Origin of the sequence: Xanthomarina sp. F2636L (assembly GCF_026410195.1) — a bacterium.
GTDB lineage: Bacteria > Bacteroidota > Bacteroidia > Flavobacteriales > Flavobacteriaceae > Xanthomarina.
Genome location: NZ_JAPMLM010000055.1, coordinates 144826 through 160096 on the forward strand (window position 1 = coordinate 144826; position 15271 = coordinate 160096).

A 15271-nucleotide genomic window follows, 5' to 3' on the forward strand; every position below is an offset into this window, starting at 1 on the left:
GAAATAATATTAACCTTTTAATAATATTAACCTTTTAAACAAATATCAAAATGAAACATATAATTTATATAACTGCATTTTTAATTCCAATGGCCTTTATGGCTCAGGAAAAACCAAAAAATGTATCAGAAGAAACAACAACTAGAACTATTACCGTGGATGACGGTAAGGAAGTAGTAGAGAAAAAAGTTAAAGTCACAACAAGAGAAGAACAAAAAATTGAGTTGGCTGAAAGTGATAAAAATAAAGTAAATCAAGCCATAGTAGATTCTCCTGCTAAAGTAACGCAAACAGTTCAAATTGATGACGATATGGATCCATTTTACGATTCTGAAACGCAATCCATTCATTATAGCTTTAATGATGAAAAATATTTATTTAAAAGAAATAATGAAGGTTTTTTAGTATCGGAAATTGGTTCAACAACTAAAGACAATTATGGACATGTTATGAATACCAGTAGATCTAACAACTATGTTTTTAAATCTACCGATTATAATGGAATCGGGTATTTTGATTCTAACAACAATTTTATTGTAGAATATTATGATGCTGATTCAAATACAATTGTAAAAAAAGTATTTACTTTATCTAAATAATTTTCTTTAAAAAATCAAATTTAAAGTTCTGCTTTGTAGCAGGACTTTTTTTGTACTTTTAACAAATACTTTTAAAAAATGAATCCTGCTATTTCCAAAGATATCTTCGAGTTTCTGCTAAAGCTTGAAAAAAATAACAATCGCGATTGGTTTAACGAGAATAAAAAAGAGTTTAATAAGGTAGAAAAGCAAGCAAAATTCTATTTTAACTCTGTTTTTGAATCTTTAAAAACACATGATGATATTGATAATCTTAAAATTTTTAGAATTTATCGTGATGTGCGTTTTTCAAAAAACAAACTACCTTACAAAACCCACTTTGGAGGTTCATTTCATAGAAGAAAACCAGAATTAAGAGGAGGGTATTATTTGCAATTAGCACCAAATAATCAATCTTTTATTGCCACTGGTTTTTGGGATCCAAATAAAGACGACTTACTTAGAATTAGAAAAGAATTTGAAATGGACGATACAGAAATTAGACAGATTCTTTCCAATAAAAGATTTCAGGACGTTTGGGGAGAACTTGTTGGCGATGAGTTAAAAACAGCTCCTAGAGATTTTAATAAAGACCATCCAGCAATAGATTTAATTCGTAAAAAGCAATATATTTTCACTAAAAACTTTACAGATAAGGAAGTACTTTCACCAGCATTTTTTGAAGATGTAAAGGTTTCTTTTAAAGTTGTTAGACCATTTTTTGATTATATGAGTGATGTTCTTACAACCAATTTAAATGGCGAAACACTTATTTAATTTCTGTAATTGTAAACGTGTTGTTGTTGAAGGTAATGCTATCTCCAACGACTTTATTTTTGATCAATAATCCAATTGGAGAACTTAAAGAAATTCCAAAATAACTAGCATTTTCAATCTCTATTTTACCTATACTAATGGACATGAAGAAATTGTTAGACGTCGTTTTTACTAAGCTTCCTAAAACAACATTAGTATGCGAAGTTTTAGAATTTATCAACTTTATAGTATCAAGCATTTTATTGGCATCGCTTAAATACTGTGCATTTAATTCTAAATCGTTAAATAGCTTTCCGTTGCCGGAATCGTCTCCTTCGTCATTGCTTTTATCATTATTTTCAATAGCTTCCTTAATGGTTTCTATTTCGTCTTTATAACTAGCAATACGCTTGTTTACATAACCATAACAGGCTTGTAACAACTGTTCTTTCAAATTCATATCTTAAGCAAAGATAGGATGAAAAACTTGAATATTACTAATTAATCTTTCCTTAACTATATGCATCATACGCTTATTTAAAGCTGAAGAATTTGTTATATAAAACTGATATTCTTCAACAGTAAATTGGCCAATAACCATCCCTTTAAGAGAGTTTCTAAACTTCATGTCCTTTTGGATGGCGTTTTCAATATAGTCTACTTGTTTTTCAATAGGTAAGTCAAAAAACACATTTTTATGTTTGGACACATAATTTTTAAAAACTTCTACAAATAAATCGTTTTGAAGCTTAATAATAGGTCTTAAGGTTGTGTTTTGAAAACGCTCGTCTTTACTCATGGAATCAGAAAATGTCATGGAAGAGATTTGTGGACGGCACTCTAATAGGTCTGTAGATCTGTTCATTTTAGTAAGTTTTTTTAAATTTATAAATAAACAGGAGTATATTTATTAATCTTCATTTTCAATGTTAACAGGGTTATTAACAAATAGAAATAAAGTATGTTTTAATAGAATCAAAATATCTATTGTTGTTTTAGATTAAGGTTATAAAAGGTATCTTTGATATAAACAGTAATAAAATATATTTTAACATGAGATTTCACACTAGAAAATGGGTTAAACCCGAAGACCTAAATCCTAATGGCACCTTATTTGGAGGTCGTTTATTAGCATGGATTGATGAAGAAGCAGCTTTATATACCAATATTCAATTAGAAAATTCTAAAATTGTTACCAAGTTTATTTCTGAAATTAACTTTAATAGTTCTGCAAAACAAGGTGATATTGTTGAGCTAGGCATGAGTGTAGTAAAATTTGGAAAAACATCGATTACATTAAATTGTGAAGCACGTAATAAAATGACACGTGAAACAATTTTAACAGTCGATAATATTGTGATGGTAAACTTGGGTGAAGATGGGAAACCGGCCCCTCATGGTAAAAAGAGGCTTGAGTATGTTAAAGACAGATTAAATAAAACTACTTAGCCAGGTTTGGAAACTGGGTAGGGTATTCAAATAATTCCAAATCGAAATAGCTTACTGCAGATATGGCATGGTCGAAAATATCTGCCATTATATATTCGTAATTTTCCCAGCGTTTATCACTACTAAACGCATAAATCTCTAAAGGTAATCCGTTTGGAGTAGGTTCTAACTGTCTAACCATAATAGACATGTCCTTATTTATAGCAGAATGGTTTTGGACATAGCTTAATAAATACTTTCTAAACACTCCTAGATTAGTCATGTTTCTACCATTAATTAATGTAGTTTTATCTACGTTATGTGTTTCGTTGTAGTTTATAATATCTTTTTGTCTTTGCGACAGGTATTCAGAAATCACCTCTATTTTTTTGAGCTCTTCAATTTGTTCATCGGTTAAATAATGGACACTTTTAGCCTTTAATACAATGGCACGTTTAATTCGTCTTCCACCAGAAGACTGCATGCCTCTCCAGTTTTTAAAAGAATCAGTTAAAATAGCATAAGTAGGAATGTGTGTTATAGTTTTGTCGAAATTTTGAACTTCAATAGTAGATAGGTTAATTTCAATAACATCTCCATCTGCACCAAATTTTTCCATGGTAATCCAATCTCCAATTCGAACAGAATCGTTTATAGCTACTTGAATACTGGCAACAAACCCAAGAATAGTATCTTTAAAAATTAATAATAAAACAGCTGAAGCAGCACCAAGTGTGGTAAAGAATTTTACAAAAGAAAGATCAATTAGTACAGCCAAACATGTGGCAAACCCAATAATCCATAAAAAAAGCATGGCTACCTGAATATAACTATCAATGGGCTTGTCTTTTAAGCTTGGTAGGGTTTTAAAATAGGATTCAAACGTTTTTAAAATACTTCTAATTATCCATATGGTTAATATAACACCATATACTTTAAGAATCATAATAATGTAACCCTCAAAATGTGGAAAATCGTAAAAAACAAAAGGGAATACTTTAATTGTGATAACTAAAGGAACAATATGTGCAATGTTTCTAGGTGCTTTATGGTCTATTAATAAATCGTCGAAATTGGTTTTCGATTTATCAGAAAATTTAGAAAAAGCATTTAATAATATTTTACGAGTAATAAAATCTGTTATGTAAATAATAATTGCTAGAATTATTAACAAGCAAAGCATGTTCAAATATTTTGACGCAGTTTCAGGAACATTGAGAGAAACTAAATAATCGTAAAAAAAACATTGAATATATTCCATTAAGATACTTGTTTTAAGTAAACTTTATCCACATAAAAAGTTCCAAAAGGAATTACAGATGCAGCCAAAATAAATAATAAGGAAGAAGTTTTCCATTTTAATTTAGAACCTAAAATTATAGCTAAAATAACATAAGCTACAAATAATATTCCATGAGGCATACCTAACATTTTTACATATTGAGGGTCGTTTGCAAAATATTTAATAGGTACAGCAATAAATAATAGTAATATATAAGAAATTCCTTCTAAAAGTGCGATGACTCTAAATGTGTTTAATAAAGAAAACATAAATTTAATTTTAATTGACAAAAATACGATTCAAGTTACAAAGTATAGCATTTTTAAAATGTTTTTAACGTATTAATATTTTTAAAAATAAAAACATATTCGGGTTAAAAACAGTAGGTTATCGGAAAAATTTAAATCATAACGATAAAATGATTATGCATTTTAATATTATAATACCTTTATATCAATATATGTAAGCAACTAATATTAAAAACTAAACACTAAAATATGCAACCTACAATTAAAGGCATATCTAAACGTATTATATTATCAATTTTATTGATGGGATTTATGTCTCAAATATTTTCTCAATCTACAACTCCTATTTTAGATTCAAATTTTGAAGAAGCTTTGGTTAATTTGAATATTGATACCAACGGCTTAAATGGGAATATATTAAATTCTGATGCTTCTCAAGTTTTTCATTTAAACGTTAGTTACGAGTATATACAAGACCTCTCTGGTATTGAAGCATTTACGAGCTTAAAAACGCTTAATTGTTCTAACAACGATTTAAGTTTGTTAGATATTTCTCAAAATAACCATTTGGAAGAATTAAAAGCTAACGATAATAGCTTAAGCAGTATAAATGTATCTTCTAATACTAAGTTAAGTGTTTTAGAGCTTGCTTCAAATTCTTTAAGTTCTATAGACGTTTCAGGTAATTTTAGTTTAACAGATTTATCTGTAAGTTTAAATAATCTATCAACCATAGATGTTTCAGCTAATTCTAATTTAGAATTTTTAGGCTGCTATTCAAATTTTATTGAAGACTTAAATCTTTTAAGTAATACGCAATTAAGGTATTTACATGTAGATTTTAATGATTTAAATGAGCTGGACTTATCACAAAACTTTAATATAAAAACGGTTTCATGTAGTGGTAATAATTTAAGTGCTTTATCAACAGAATATAATACAGAACTCAGTTATTTAGATTGTAGAAATAATAATATAACTAGTTTAGATTTAAATACGAACACAGATTTAGAAAGATTGTTTGTATGCTACAATAACATCAATGAAATAGATTTATCAAACGCACCAGAGTTATTATTTTTCTATGCTAAATTTAACAATCTTACAACATTAGATATTTCAAACAATCCTGTTTTAAAACGAATTAAATGTGAAGGCAACAATCTTTCAACAGTGGATTTTAGAAATGGAAACAACGTAAACATTTCTGAATTTATAATGACGGACAATAGCAATCTAAGCTGTATTTTTGTTGATGATGCTAATGCAAGTTTTTTAGCAAATTGGTTGATTGACGATATAAGTGCTTTTGTTGAAAATGAGTCAGATTGTGAAGCCTTGTCTATAGATGAAGCAAATTCAGATGTGTTTACTTTTGACATGTTTCCAAATCCTGCTACCGAAAATATATCCATTTCTATACAAACTCAAGAAGCTAAGTTAGAAATGTATTCATTAAAAGGGCAATTAATGCATAGCCAAAACTTAGCATATGGAAGAAATGATATTTCATTAGATGCTTATAGTTCTGGATTATATCTGGTAAAAATTATTTCTGAAGAAACGTCAGAAACGAAAAAACTACTTATTTATTAAAAAAATTAATCCTTTTTTTAAGTTAGCATAGCTTAATTAGCTTTCGTGTTTAAAGGACCAAGCTAGAATACGACTTTTCTTATTACCCTGAAACATCTCGATAATTTTATAGGAGGCATTTAATTTATTAAGCTGTTTCTGAAATTTTGGGATATGTTCTTTTTTTGAAACTAAAGATGTAAACCATAGCACTTGATTTTTAAAGCCTATGCTTTGTTTTATCATGCGTTTTATAAATAAGGCTTCGCCACCATTACACCACAATTCATTAGCTTGACCACCAAAATTTAAGAGAAGTTCTCCATCTATTTTAAGATTTTTTAATTTTTGTTTTGATCCTTTTAAAGCATCTTTCTCCGAAGCATGAAAAGGTGGATTACACATGGTAAAATGGTAATATTCATTTGGCAAGATAATGCCTTCAAAAATATTAGCAGGATTTGTTTGATGTCTTATTTCAATAGAATCACTTAGATTATCAGTTAAACTGACATTATGTTTTGCTGCATCTACAGATTCTAATTGAATATCTGATCCTACCATTTTCCAATGATATATTTGAGCTCCTAAAAGAGGATAAATACAATTAGCGCCTACACCTATATCTAATCCATTAATGGAGTCTTTAGAGTTTTCAATTTGAAGCAAATCAGCAATTTGATGAATATAATCAGCTCTTCCAGGAATTGGGGAACATAAATAGCCTTTTGGTATATGCCAATCTGTAATTTGATAATAGGTTTTTAATAAAGCTTTATTTAAATGAAATACGGCATCAGGATTTGAAAAATCGATGGTTTTATTTTGGTAGTCATTTGTAAATACAAAATCCTCTAAGGGGTGATGATTTTCTATTAATTCTTCAAAAATATAACCATTACGGTGTAAATTTCTAGTATGCATTAAAGTCCGTATTTCGTTTAATATTCAAATATAAACTTATTAAACATCTAAAAGAGTTTAAAAATAAAGTAATCCTCCATAGTAAATAACAGTATCTTTGGCACCTAATTAATTATTATGGCTACATTTTTAGATATAGGAATCAGTAAAGAATATATAAAAGCTTTAAAAGAGCTTGGAATTAAAACACCCACACACATACAGGAACAAGCTATTCCTATACTACTAAATTCCAAAACAGATTTTATAGGCCTAGCACAAACAGGAACAGGAAAAACAGCTGCTTTTGGTTTGCCTATTTTACATCAAATAGATCCTTCAAACAATCACATTCAGGCTTTAATTCTAGCTCCTACAAGAGAGTTGGTACAACAAATTAAAAAACAACTCTTTAAGTTTACTAAATATTCAGATTCTAAAATATTTGTTGAAGGTGTATACGGTGGAGAAAAAATTGATAGACAAATAAGTGCTTTAAAACGCACCACTCATATTGTAGTGGCAACCCCTGGACGTTTACTGGATTTAATTGAACGTAATACCATCAACATAAAAAATATTAAAACACTAGTACTAGATGAAGCAGATGAAATGCTTAGTATGGGATTTAAAGAAGATTTAAATAAAATTCTAAAGTTTACTTCAGGACATAGACATACCTGGTTGTTTTCAGCAACAATGCCTGATGAGATAAAGCAAATTATAAAAACATATATGTCTGAAAAGGCTGTTCGCATTGAAGTAAATAAAGATAGCTTAGTTAATGAAAACATTACCCATCAATACCTTACAACAACCATTAAAGACAAAGAAAATATTATAACCAGAATCTTAGATAGAAGAAAAGACGAACGTGGTATTATTTTTTGTAGAACCAAAGCTGGAACTCAAAGTTTGGTTGAAAATCTTAAAAACGAAGGATACTCGGTTGCGGCTTTGGAAGGTGACATGCAACAAAAAGAGCGCGATAAAGTCATGCGTGCTTTTAAAAACGAATCTTTAAGAGTATTAGTGTCTACAGATGTATCTGCTCGAGGAATTGATGTAAATAATCTTGGCTTTGTAATCCATCACCAACTCCCAGAGCAGTTAGAATACTATACACATAGAAGTGGGAGGACAGCTAGAGCAGGAAAAACAGGTCATTCAATAGCCTTATTGATTCCTGGAGAGTTGCAAAAAATTCATGATTTACAAAGAGAATTAGGTATTACTTTTAGAGAAATCGTTATGTAATTTACTATTTATTTTAAGGGCTTTATATTTTTAAACTTCAATAAAAAGACAGCCAATTCTTTAAATAAATTGAAATGAAAGCCTTATATTTGCAATAGTTAAGGAGATATACCTAACTGCATGTCATAAAGATGCAGGTCATATCCTTAGGTTCATTAATAATATATACATGGTTCTTATCGAAACATTCGTTTAGTATTTTTACATCTTCTTAAGTAATAGATTATCAATTAATTTTAAAACAACGAATGGCAAAATCGCAACAAACATTTAATAAAAGTGAAAAAGAAAAAAAGCGTTTAAAGAAACGTGAAGATAAGCGTAAGAAAATGGAAGCGCGTAAACTTGAAAAAGAAGAAGGAGGAAGTGAAGGAATCCAATTTGCTTACGTAGATTATAATGGAAATTTAACCGATACACCCCCAGACCCTTCCATGAAAGTAAAAGTGGATGCTGAAAGTATCGAAGTTAGTATTCCAAAACGAGATGATAGTGATGTAGAAGAATTCGATCCGGTTAGAAAGGGAAAAGTTTCCTTCTTTGATACTTCAAAAGGTTTTGGATTTATTATAGATTCAGAAAATCAAGAAAAATACTTCTGCCATGTTAGTGGTTTGATTGATGAAATTCAAGAAAACGATAAGGTGTCTTTCGAATTAGAGAAAGGAATGAAAGGTATGAATGCAGTTCGAGTAAAAATTGTTGAATAAATAGATATATCACATTAAAATATACTAATCCTATCAAGAAATTGATAGGATTTTTTTATTAAAAACATAGTTTTTCTACTTCATTTAGAACCTTTCCAATTCTAAGATCGGATATACCTAGGTTTTTCAATATTTTATTAGCATTTGCTAGCTCTTTAACCAAAACAATATTCTTGTCTATAAGCTGATGTTTTTCCTTTTTTGTTAAGGTTGTTAAAGTGGTAACAGGATACAGAGCCAAAGTATCAATATTTGCTTTTAATCCGTTATTTTTTGGATAATCCCAACTTAACATAGTTAAACCTACACATTTGCCATAATTTAAAGCATCTTCGGTAAACCTGGTATTTGTTACCAACCAACCTTGCTTTAAATGTGTTTTTTTATTGGAATTGATATTCCACTGCTTTTGGATATCCAAAAATCTAGAATTAATGTATAACGGCACTCTAACGTTGCTGCCTCTTTTAGCATCCGAATGAAACTTACATTCTATGGCATATACATTGCCATCTTTTTCTGCCAAGACATCAATTTCATGAGTGACACATTCACCATTTAAAATAACACTTACCTGAGTTTCAAATCCTTTTTCTTTTAAGAGAGCAGCAACCAACCTCTCAAATGGATAACCTGTAGGTCCTAAATCGAATAGAGCACGTTTTAAACTATAGCGTGAAGCACAAATCTTATTGTCTTTTTTTAATAAGGCAAATGCTTTTTTGTATATCTCATTGGAAGACATGCCGTCGAAAACTTCTGGTTGTATTTTAGATACAATAATTTCTACTATTTGTTTGGTAGCTCCCGAAGACAGTAGTGAGTTTCTTAATTTTTCAAACGAAAAGAGTTCCGTTTCTCCATTACTTTTTTTTATAAAAACTTGCTTTTCCATTGTGCTATATTGTTTTAAAATCTTAAAATTTCTGTCATAATTCCAAATCTGATGATAGATATTTGATGGTTAAAATAAATATTATAATAATCCATGCCATGATAAAACTGAACAAAGAACCCAATGTCTTCTAAAAAAACTGGATGATAATAGAAGGTAAATTTAGCGTTAATTCTATCTAAATCAAACATCTTTAGATCGTTGTAATTATCAAGCATAAACGTCGTTTCTGCTTTTAGTGAGTATTTTGCTTTTTTTTTATTTTCTGATCCGTTTAATGGAAATTTGAAAGACGTAAAAGCGTTATGCCATCTCAAACCACTATAAATTCCTTGTAATTCGTCTTGCATCCAATATTTTGGATGAACTTCAATAGAACTTCTTAAGGTTTTAATTGCTTTTAAACTTTTACTATAACCTGTTTGGATAAAACCTAATTCTATGAAATTTGTTGAAAAATTCCCTGACTCTAAGTTTATAGTTCCATCATCATTATAAAATGCGCCATCCTGTCCATTAGAATGATGTGCAAGACGTCCAAATAAAACGGAATATTCTAAAGCGCTTTTATTGTTAACTAGATAAAAGGCTGAGATTTGAGGAATATAACTAGGTGTTTTTATAGGATAGGAATATTCATTATACATTCTAATGATAATCTGTGGCGTTAAAATGGCCATCAATTTAGAATCTTTTCGTTTTCTAATAACAAAAGAAGGATTTAGATTAGCTTCAAACAATAAGGGTTCAATGTTTCCTACATCAGTTGGAAAAGTAATATAACTGTCACTTTGGTTAATAAAAGCTATTCTATACAAATCTAGTTGTGGTAAGGAGTCAACACCTTCTTGCGAAAAAACAAATTGTGTGCACCACAAAAACAAAAATAATATGTGAGCTTTCGCTTTCATTTAATTAGTTTTCTATAATCTAGTCTTTGTAATGTGTTTTTAACTTTCTCTCTTAAAGCCACTTACTATTCTTGAAATAATCCCTTTTTGTTCCGTAAATTCTGCTATTAATACACCTGCCAAATGGATTGCTATAAATGCTATTAGATAGTAGATACCAAGAACATGAATCTCCTCCATTGGTTTTTTAAGTTCTTTAGGCCCAAGTTCTATAATTAGTCCAGTAACAAGCGATACAATAACACAGAGATAAAAAATGATATATGTCCATTTCTGAAATTTCATTTTTGTTGTTAGATTTTTACCTAAAGGATTTTGAAACTTCATCTGTCCGAAAGCAGGAAGTATAAAACGAATACTAAATAACCCAACCAATACATAACCCATATAAATATGCCAATCCCACATAGGTTGTCTTATCTTTTTTGCTAAAGTAATAAGTTGGTCTTCAGATAAATTCTGTCCAGTACTACTCAAATAATCCTGAATGATAGCTGCTACATGATACTTATTCATCCAGGTTAATCGTAAAAAAATTGTAATTAATAATAGTAGGAATGAAACAGCAATTGCCCAATGAATTATTCGATATACTTTAGAATATGTTGCGTTTTCCATAATGTTTGTTTTAATTTGAATGATTATTTTGATAGATTTAAGCTGTTTTTTAAAATAAAAGTTTAGATAAAAGAGAGTCTAATTTCTACACATTAACTAAAGATAAATTTCAAAACAGAAATCAAAAAAAAGAACTTAAATTTCATTTTATTTATAAATTGTTTTTACTACAATGGTTGTGTCTTTATTTAAATTAAAACTGGCTTTTTTAAAATTTGGACGGTTGTTTAGCCCAAAATCAGTATAATTTGAAAACCCAACACCTTCATCAGGTAATGGTAACATGAATTTTTTATCTATTTTTCCATTATTGTTCTCATCGTGTAAAATGGTAATTGCATAAATACCAGGATTCAAATGGTTGAAAGTTACTTTTGCTGTTTTATCAATAATATCTCCCGATTTTATTTTGTAATAGTTTTTAAAATTTTCATCTGGTATCGTCCCGTTTTTATTGTATAAAGCAAATATGACAGTCCCTTCAGAATTGTTTAAATCATCAACTTCTGCAGTTAAAAAATAGGTGTCTGAATTAATGTTTTCTAATATTGTAACCATTAAAAGAAATCCTAAGAAGATGGTTTTTTCCATAGTGTCTTATTAAATTTAAGAAAGGCTATTAAAGAGAAAGTAAATGTTAGCAACATTCTAAAAATCATTGCTTTAATCGTTTTTGACTCATAAAGACCTCCATTATTAATATGAAATTGTAAGGCAACAAAAGCTAAGGCTAACATAATTAATGTTACAACCAATACTGTAGATGTCCATTTTCTACTTTTAATAAATCCGTAAACAGCAAGTAAGTACAGTAGACTACATATCAAGTTTGTCCAAACTATAAAAAGCACATAGTTTCCTTCTTTGGCTCTAATCTCAAACCAATCGAAAATCACAGAACTACTCATAAACAAAGTGATTAGCGCAAACATGAGTAAAATAACCGCACTTACTAGCTGAACTATTTTTACCTTTTTCATAAATATTTCTATTTAATTATTTTATTCATTAAGCCACCATTTTGGCTTGTTTTGTTTGTTAATTAACCCAAACTTTTTAATAGAATATTTTTTAATATGAGCCATTAAATCTTCTACAGAATCGGTTATGAAAAGTAATTTCATATCTTCTGGACTGATGCTTTCATTCTTTGCCATCAGTTCAATATGTTGGCATAATTCTTTATGATATTCCGAATCAAAAATAACCACTGGAAAATCTTGAATGACTTGGGTTTGGATAAGTGTTAGAGCCTCAAAAAGCTCATCTAAGGTACCAATGCCTCCAGGCATAACAACAAATGCATAAGAGTATTTTACAAGAATAACCTTGCGTAAAAAGAAATATGGAATGTTTATCCATTTATGAAGATAAGGATTTGGTTTCTGCTCAAATGGTAAAATAATATTACACCCAACCGAATAGCCTCCAGCTTCAAAAGCACCCTTATTGGCAGCCTCCATAATACCAGGACCACCACCTGTCATTACTGTAAACCCTATTTTTGCTAATTCTGCTCCAATTTTTTCGGCATTTTTATAATGTGTCGAATCATTTGTAAAGCGTGCAGAACCAAAAACAGTAACACAAGGACCAATAAAGTGCATTTTCCTAAATGCATTAATAAAATTAAAGAACACCTTAAAGGCAAAAGTCAATTCTTTAAAACGCGATAAAGGTCCTCTTACAAATAAGGATTCTTCTGTAGATAATTTATGGTTCTGTTTTGTCTCCATAAAAGTATGATTTTAACTAGCTTTCTTATAACTCCAAACGGCTAAGCCATTCATGATAAGGGCATACACAAGTGTTTTTATCAATTGTGGTAAAATATCCATAAGCCCAGAACCTTTTAACATAACCATACGCATCACTTCCACAAAATATTTGATAGGATTGAATTCTGTGAGTGTTTGAGCCCATTCTGGCATACTTTCAATAGGAGTAAACAAACCACTCATTAATATGAAAATAACCGTGAAAAACCAAGCTATAAACATGGCTTGTTGTTGGGTGTCTGTAAAGTTGGAAATGAATAAGCCCATCCCAAGAATGACTAAAATATAAATGGATGTATAGAAGTACATTAAAAATAAACTTCCAATCATAGGAACATCAAAAATCAATCTAGCTAATATTAATCCAATGGTTAATAAGCCCATACCGATTACCCAAAATGGAAAGAGTTTGCCTATAATAAACTGACTTTTCTTTATTGGTGTCACATTTATTTGCTCTAAGGTGCCAATTTCTTTTTCACGAACAATATTCATTCCTGAAAGAAATAAGGTAATCATGGTTACTAATAATACTAGAATTCCAGGAACCATATAAGTCTTATAATTTAAGGTTTCGTTATACCAAAACAATGGAATACTTGCAATGTTTACTGGTTGAATTTGAGCATCTAACCTTTGCATCAAATCTGTTTTTATATGCTTATTATAGCTTTGAATAATTTGCGAGACATACACGTTTTCAACACCAGCAGCTGCACCATCAATGGCATTTATGGTTATCCCAAGATTTGCATTTTTTTCTTTTTGTAAATTCCGTTCAAAATGCGAAGGAATCTCTAAAACCACATCCACTTCGCCTTTTAGCATGGCAGAACTTGCTTGAGTTTCCGAAGGAAAATCGGTTAAAACATTAAAATACGTTGATGCTTCAAATTTTTCAATTAAGGCTCTGGATGAAGAACTATGGTCATGATCTATATATGCAAATTTGATGTTTTTGACTTCAAAGGTTGCCGCATTGGAAAGAATAACCAATTGGAGTAGTGGTAGCACAAAAATAATAGGCAACATCCCTTTATTTCTAAAGATTTGTTTGAATTCTTTTTGTATGATGTATCTAATTGTTTTCATAGTTCTAAAAGAATAAAGATTCCAGACAGTTAAGTCTATTCTCTTTCTTCTATTTTCTTTTGTCTAAGCTTATTCAAGCCTAATTTTATATTTCTTAACACTCAAGCCAATAAAAAACACGGTCATACCTAGTAAAATCAATGTTTCCTTCCATAAAAATTGGATTCCAACACCTTTAAGCATAATCCCTTTTAAGATGATGATAAACCATTTAGCTGGAATGGCATTGCTAATAATTTGTAAAGGGACAGGCATGCTCGAAATAGGAAAAATGAATCCTGATAGTAGAATTACAGGAAGCATTAATCCCATGAGCGAAATCATCATGGCTGTTTGCTGAGTTGCTGAAATGGTTGAGATTAAAATTCCTAACGCTAAGGCTGAAACTATAAACAATACGCTTTCTAAGCCTAACAATAATAAGCTACCCTGAACAGGCATTTTAAAAATGAAAATGCTCATAACTACAATTACAATGGCATTGATAATGGATAGAAAAATGTATGGAAACACCTTGCCTATTATTACTTGAAAAGGTTTGATTGGAGACACTAATAGAATCTCCATAGTTCCTAATTCTTTCTCTCTTGTAATTGAAATGGAAGTCATCATGGCTGAAACCAACATTAAAATAATAGTCATAACGCCAGGAACAAACATATAGACGCTTTTTAGTTCTGGGTTATAAACCATTCTAGGTTCAGGAACAATCACATAGTCGATGTTAATGGCTTTGTTTTGCTCTTGCTGGTAATTTTGTAAAATAGAATTCACATAATTACTGATGGTATTTGCTGTGTTGGGATCTGTTGCATCTGTAATAATTTGAATGGTCGCCTGATGATCTTTGATGAGATTTTTACTGAAGTCTTTTTCAAAGTTTAAAACGGCCTTTACTTTTCCTTTTTTAAAAACACCTTCAATATCGGCTTCTCGTTCAATAAGTTGTTTGATACTGAAATATTTTGAAGCAGAAATTTTATTAATAATCTCTTTGGTGGAAGCATCTTTAGAATGGTCTAAAATAGCAATATCTACATTGTTTATTTCGTTTGTAATAGCAAAACCAAACAGTAGAATTTGGACAATAGGCATCCCAAAAAGAATAAACAAAGAGCGTCTATCTCTAAAAATATGGTAAAATTCCTTTGTTATAAAACCTATAAATCTTTTCATACTACATTCCTGCGAATGCAGGAATCTCTTTTAAGTTTAACATTCTCACGGACGTGGGAATCTC

The 15271-nt window shown here is 29.9% G+C and carries 19 protein-coding genes; 6 read left to right on the forward strand and 13 right to left on the reverse strand.

The window, feature by feature from the left end; all coding sequences use genetic code 11:
* Positions 1 to 50: 50 nt before the first annotated feature.
* The gene (locus tag OS191_RS01705) at positions 51 to 599 is read left to right on the forward strand and encodes a hypothetical protein (protein ID WP_267153978.1); all 549 of its coding nucleotides are present in this window, start codon (positions 51 to 53) and stop codon (positions 597 to 599) included.
* 78 nt (positions 600 to 677) lie between these two features.
* Positions 678 to 1355 carry a DUF2461 domain-containing protein gene (locus tag OS191_RS01710; RefSeq protein ID WP_267153979.1) on the forward strand — a complete coding sequence of 226 codons (678 nt, stop codon included), beginning with the start codon at positions 678 to 680 and terminating at the stop codon, positions 1353 to 1355.
* Here OS191_RS01710 and OS191_RS01715 read toward each other — a convergent pair.
* Entirely contained in the window at positions 1348 to 1794 is a 447-nt protein-coding gene (locus OS191_RS01715) for a transcription elongation factor (protein ID WP_267153980.1), read from the reverse strand. The genes OS191_RS01710 and OS191_RS01715 overlap by 8 nt on opposite strands.
* 3 nt (positions 1795 to 1797) lie before the next feature.
* Positions 1798 to 2199 (reverse strand): glyoxalase, encoded by a 402-nt coding sequence (locus tag OS191_RS01720; protein ID WP_267153981.1) that lies wholly within the window; start codon positions 2197 to 2199, stop codon positions 1798 to 1800.
* Positions 2200 to 2387: 188 nt separating this feature from the next.
* Between OS191_RS01720 and OS191_RS01725 the strand changes: the two genes are divergently transcribed.
* The gene (locus tag OS191_RS01725) at positions 2388 to 2783 is read left to right on the forward strand and encodes an acyl-CoA thioesterase (RefSeq protein WP_267153982.1); all 396 of its coding nucleotides are present in this window, start codon (positions 2388 to 2390) and stop codon (positions 2781 to 2783) included.
* On the opposite strand, the gene OS191_RS01730 is transcribed toward OS191_RS01725, so the two are convergent.
* Positions 2776 to 4023 carry a mechanosensitive ion channel family protein gene (locus OS191_RS01730; RefSeq protein ID WP_267153983.1) on the reverse strand — a complete coding sequence of 416 codons (1248 nt, stop codon included), beginning with the start codon at positions 4021 to 4023 and terminating at the stop codon, positions 2776 to 2778. The genes OS191_RS01725 and OS191_RS01730 overlap by 8 nt on opposite strands.
* A complete protein-coding gene (locus OS191_RS01735; protein ID WP_267153984.1) occupies positions 4023 to 4313 on the reverse strand; it encodes a DUF3817 domain-containing protein in 291 nt (96 codons plus the stop codon). Before OS191_RS01735 ends, OS191_RS01730 begins: the two co-directional genes overlap by 1 nt.
* A 228-nt stretch (positions 4314 to 4541) precedes the next feature.
* Here OS191_RS01735 and OS191_RS01740 point away from each other — a divergent pair, with 228 nt between their 5' ends.
* The gene (locus OS191_RS01740; RefSeq protein ID WP_267153985.1) at positions 4542 to 5888 is read left to right on the forward strand and encodes a T9SS type A sorting domain-containing protein; all 1347 of its coding nucleotides are present in this window, start codon (positions 4542 to 4544) and stop codon (positions 5886 to 5888) included.
* A gap of 36 nt (positions 5889 to 5924) precedes the next feature.
* Here the strand turns inward: OS191_RS01740 and rlmF are convergent, their stop codons facing one another.
* Positions 5925 to 6791 (reverse strand): 23S rRNA (adenine(1618)-N(6))-methyltransferase RlmF, encoded by an 867-nt coding sequence (gene rlmF, locus OS191_RS01745; protein ID WP_267153986.1) that lies wholly within the window; start codon positions 6789 to 6791, stop codon positions 5925 to 5927.
* A 117-nt stretch (positions 6792 to 6908) separates the two neighbouring features.
* Between rlmF and OS191_RS01750 the strand changes: the two genes are divergently transcribed.
* Together OS191_RS01750 and OS191_RS01755 are read left to right on the forward strand one after the other, a co-directional pair.
* A complete protein-coding gene (locus tag OS191_RS01750) occupies positions 6909 to 8027 on the forward strand; it encodes a DEAD/DEAH box helicase (RefSeq protein ID WP_267153987.1) in 1119 nt (372 codons plus the stop codon).
* A 248-nt stretch (positions 8028 to 8275) separates the two neighbouring features.
* Positions 8276 to 8737, forward strand: coding sequence for a cold-shock protein (locus OS191_RS01755; protein ID WP_267153988.1), 462 nt, complete (start codon positions 8276 to 8278; stop codon positions 8735 to 8737).
* 58 nt (positions 8738 to 8795) lie between these two features.
* Here the strand turns inward: OS191_RS01755 and OS191_RS01760 are convergent, their stop codons facing one another.
* The 8 genes from OS191_RS01760 to OS191_RS01795 all read right to left on the reverse strand — a co-directional run bounded on the left by OS191_RS01760 (position 8796) and on the right by OS191_RS01795 (position 15207).
* Entirely contained in the window at positions 8796 to 9632 is an 837-nt protein-coding gene (locus tag OS191_RS01760; RefSeq protein ID WP_267153989.1) for a restriction endonuclease, read from the reverse strand.
* A gap of 14 nt (positions 9633 to 9646) precedes the next feature.
* Positions 9647 to 10543 (reverse strand): hypothetical protein, encoded by an 897-nt coding sequence (locus OS191_RS01765; protein WP_267153990.1) that lies wholly within the window; start codon positions 10541 to 10543, stop codon positions 9647 to 9649.
* Between the two features lie 39 nt (positions 10544 to 10582).
* On the reverse strand, positions 10583 to 11161 hold the full coding sequence (locus OS191_RS01770) for a cytochrome b/b6 domain-containing protein (protein WP_267153991.1): 579 nt from the start codon (positions 11159 to 11161) through the stop codon (positions 10583 to 10585).
* A gap of 147 nt (positions 11162 to 11308) precedes the next feature.
* Positions 11309 to 11752: a DUF2141 domain-containing protein gene (locus OS191_RS01775; RefSeq protein ID WP_267153992.1), complete on the reverse strand. Its 444-nt coding sequence runs from the start codon at positions 11750 to 11752 to the stop codon at positions 11309 to 11311.
* Positions 11731 to 12141 carry a hypothetical protein gene (locus OS191_RS01780; protein WP_267153993.1) on the reverse strand — a complete coding sequence of 137 codons (411 nt, stop codon included), beginning with the start codon at positions 12139 to 12141 and terminating at the stop codon, positions 11731 to 11733. Before OS191_RS01780 ends, OS191_RS01775 begins: the two co-directional genes overlap by 22 nt.
* Positions 12142 to 12162: 21 nt before the next feature.
* Complete coding sequence (locus OS191_RS01785; RefSeq protein ID WP_267153994.1) at positions 12163 to 12897, reverse strand: LOG family protein; 735 nt, start codon at positions 12895 to 12897, stop codon at positions 12163 to 12165.
* A gap of 12 nt (positions 12898 to 12909) precedes the next feature.
* Entirely contained in the window at positions 12910 to 14031 is a 1122-nt protein-coding gene (locus OS191_RS01790; protein WP_267153995.1) for an ABC transporter permease, read from the reverse strand.
* Between the two features lie 69 nt (positions 14032 to 14100).
* The gene (locus tag OS191_RS01795) at positions 14101 to 15207 is read right to left on the reverse strand and encodes an ABC transporter permease (protein WP_267153996.1); all 1107 of its coding nucleotides are present in this window, start codon (positions 15205 to 15207) and stop codon (positions 14101 to 14103) included.
* Positions 15208 to 15271: the final 64 nt, after the last annotated feature.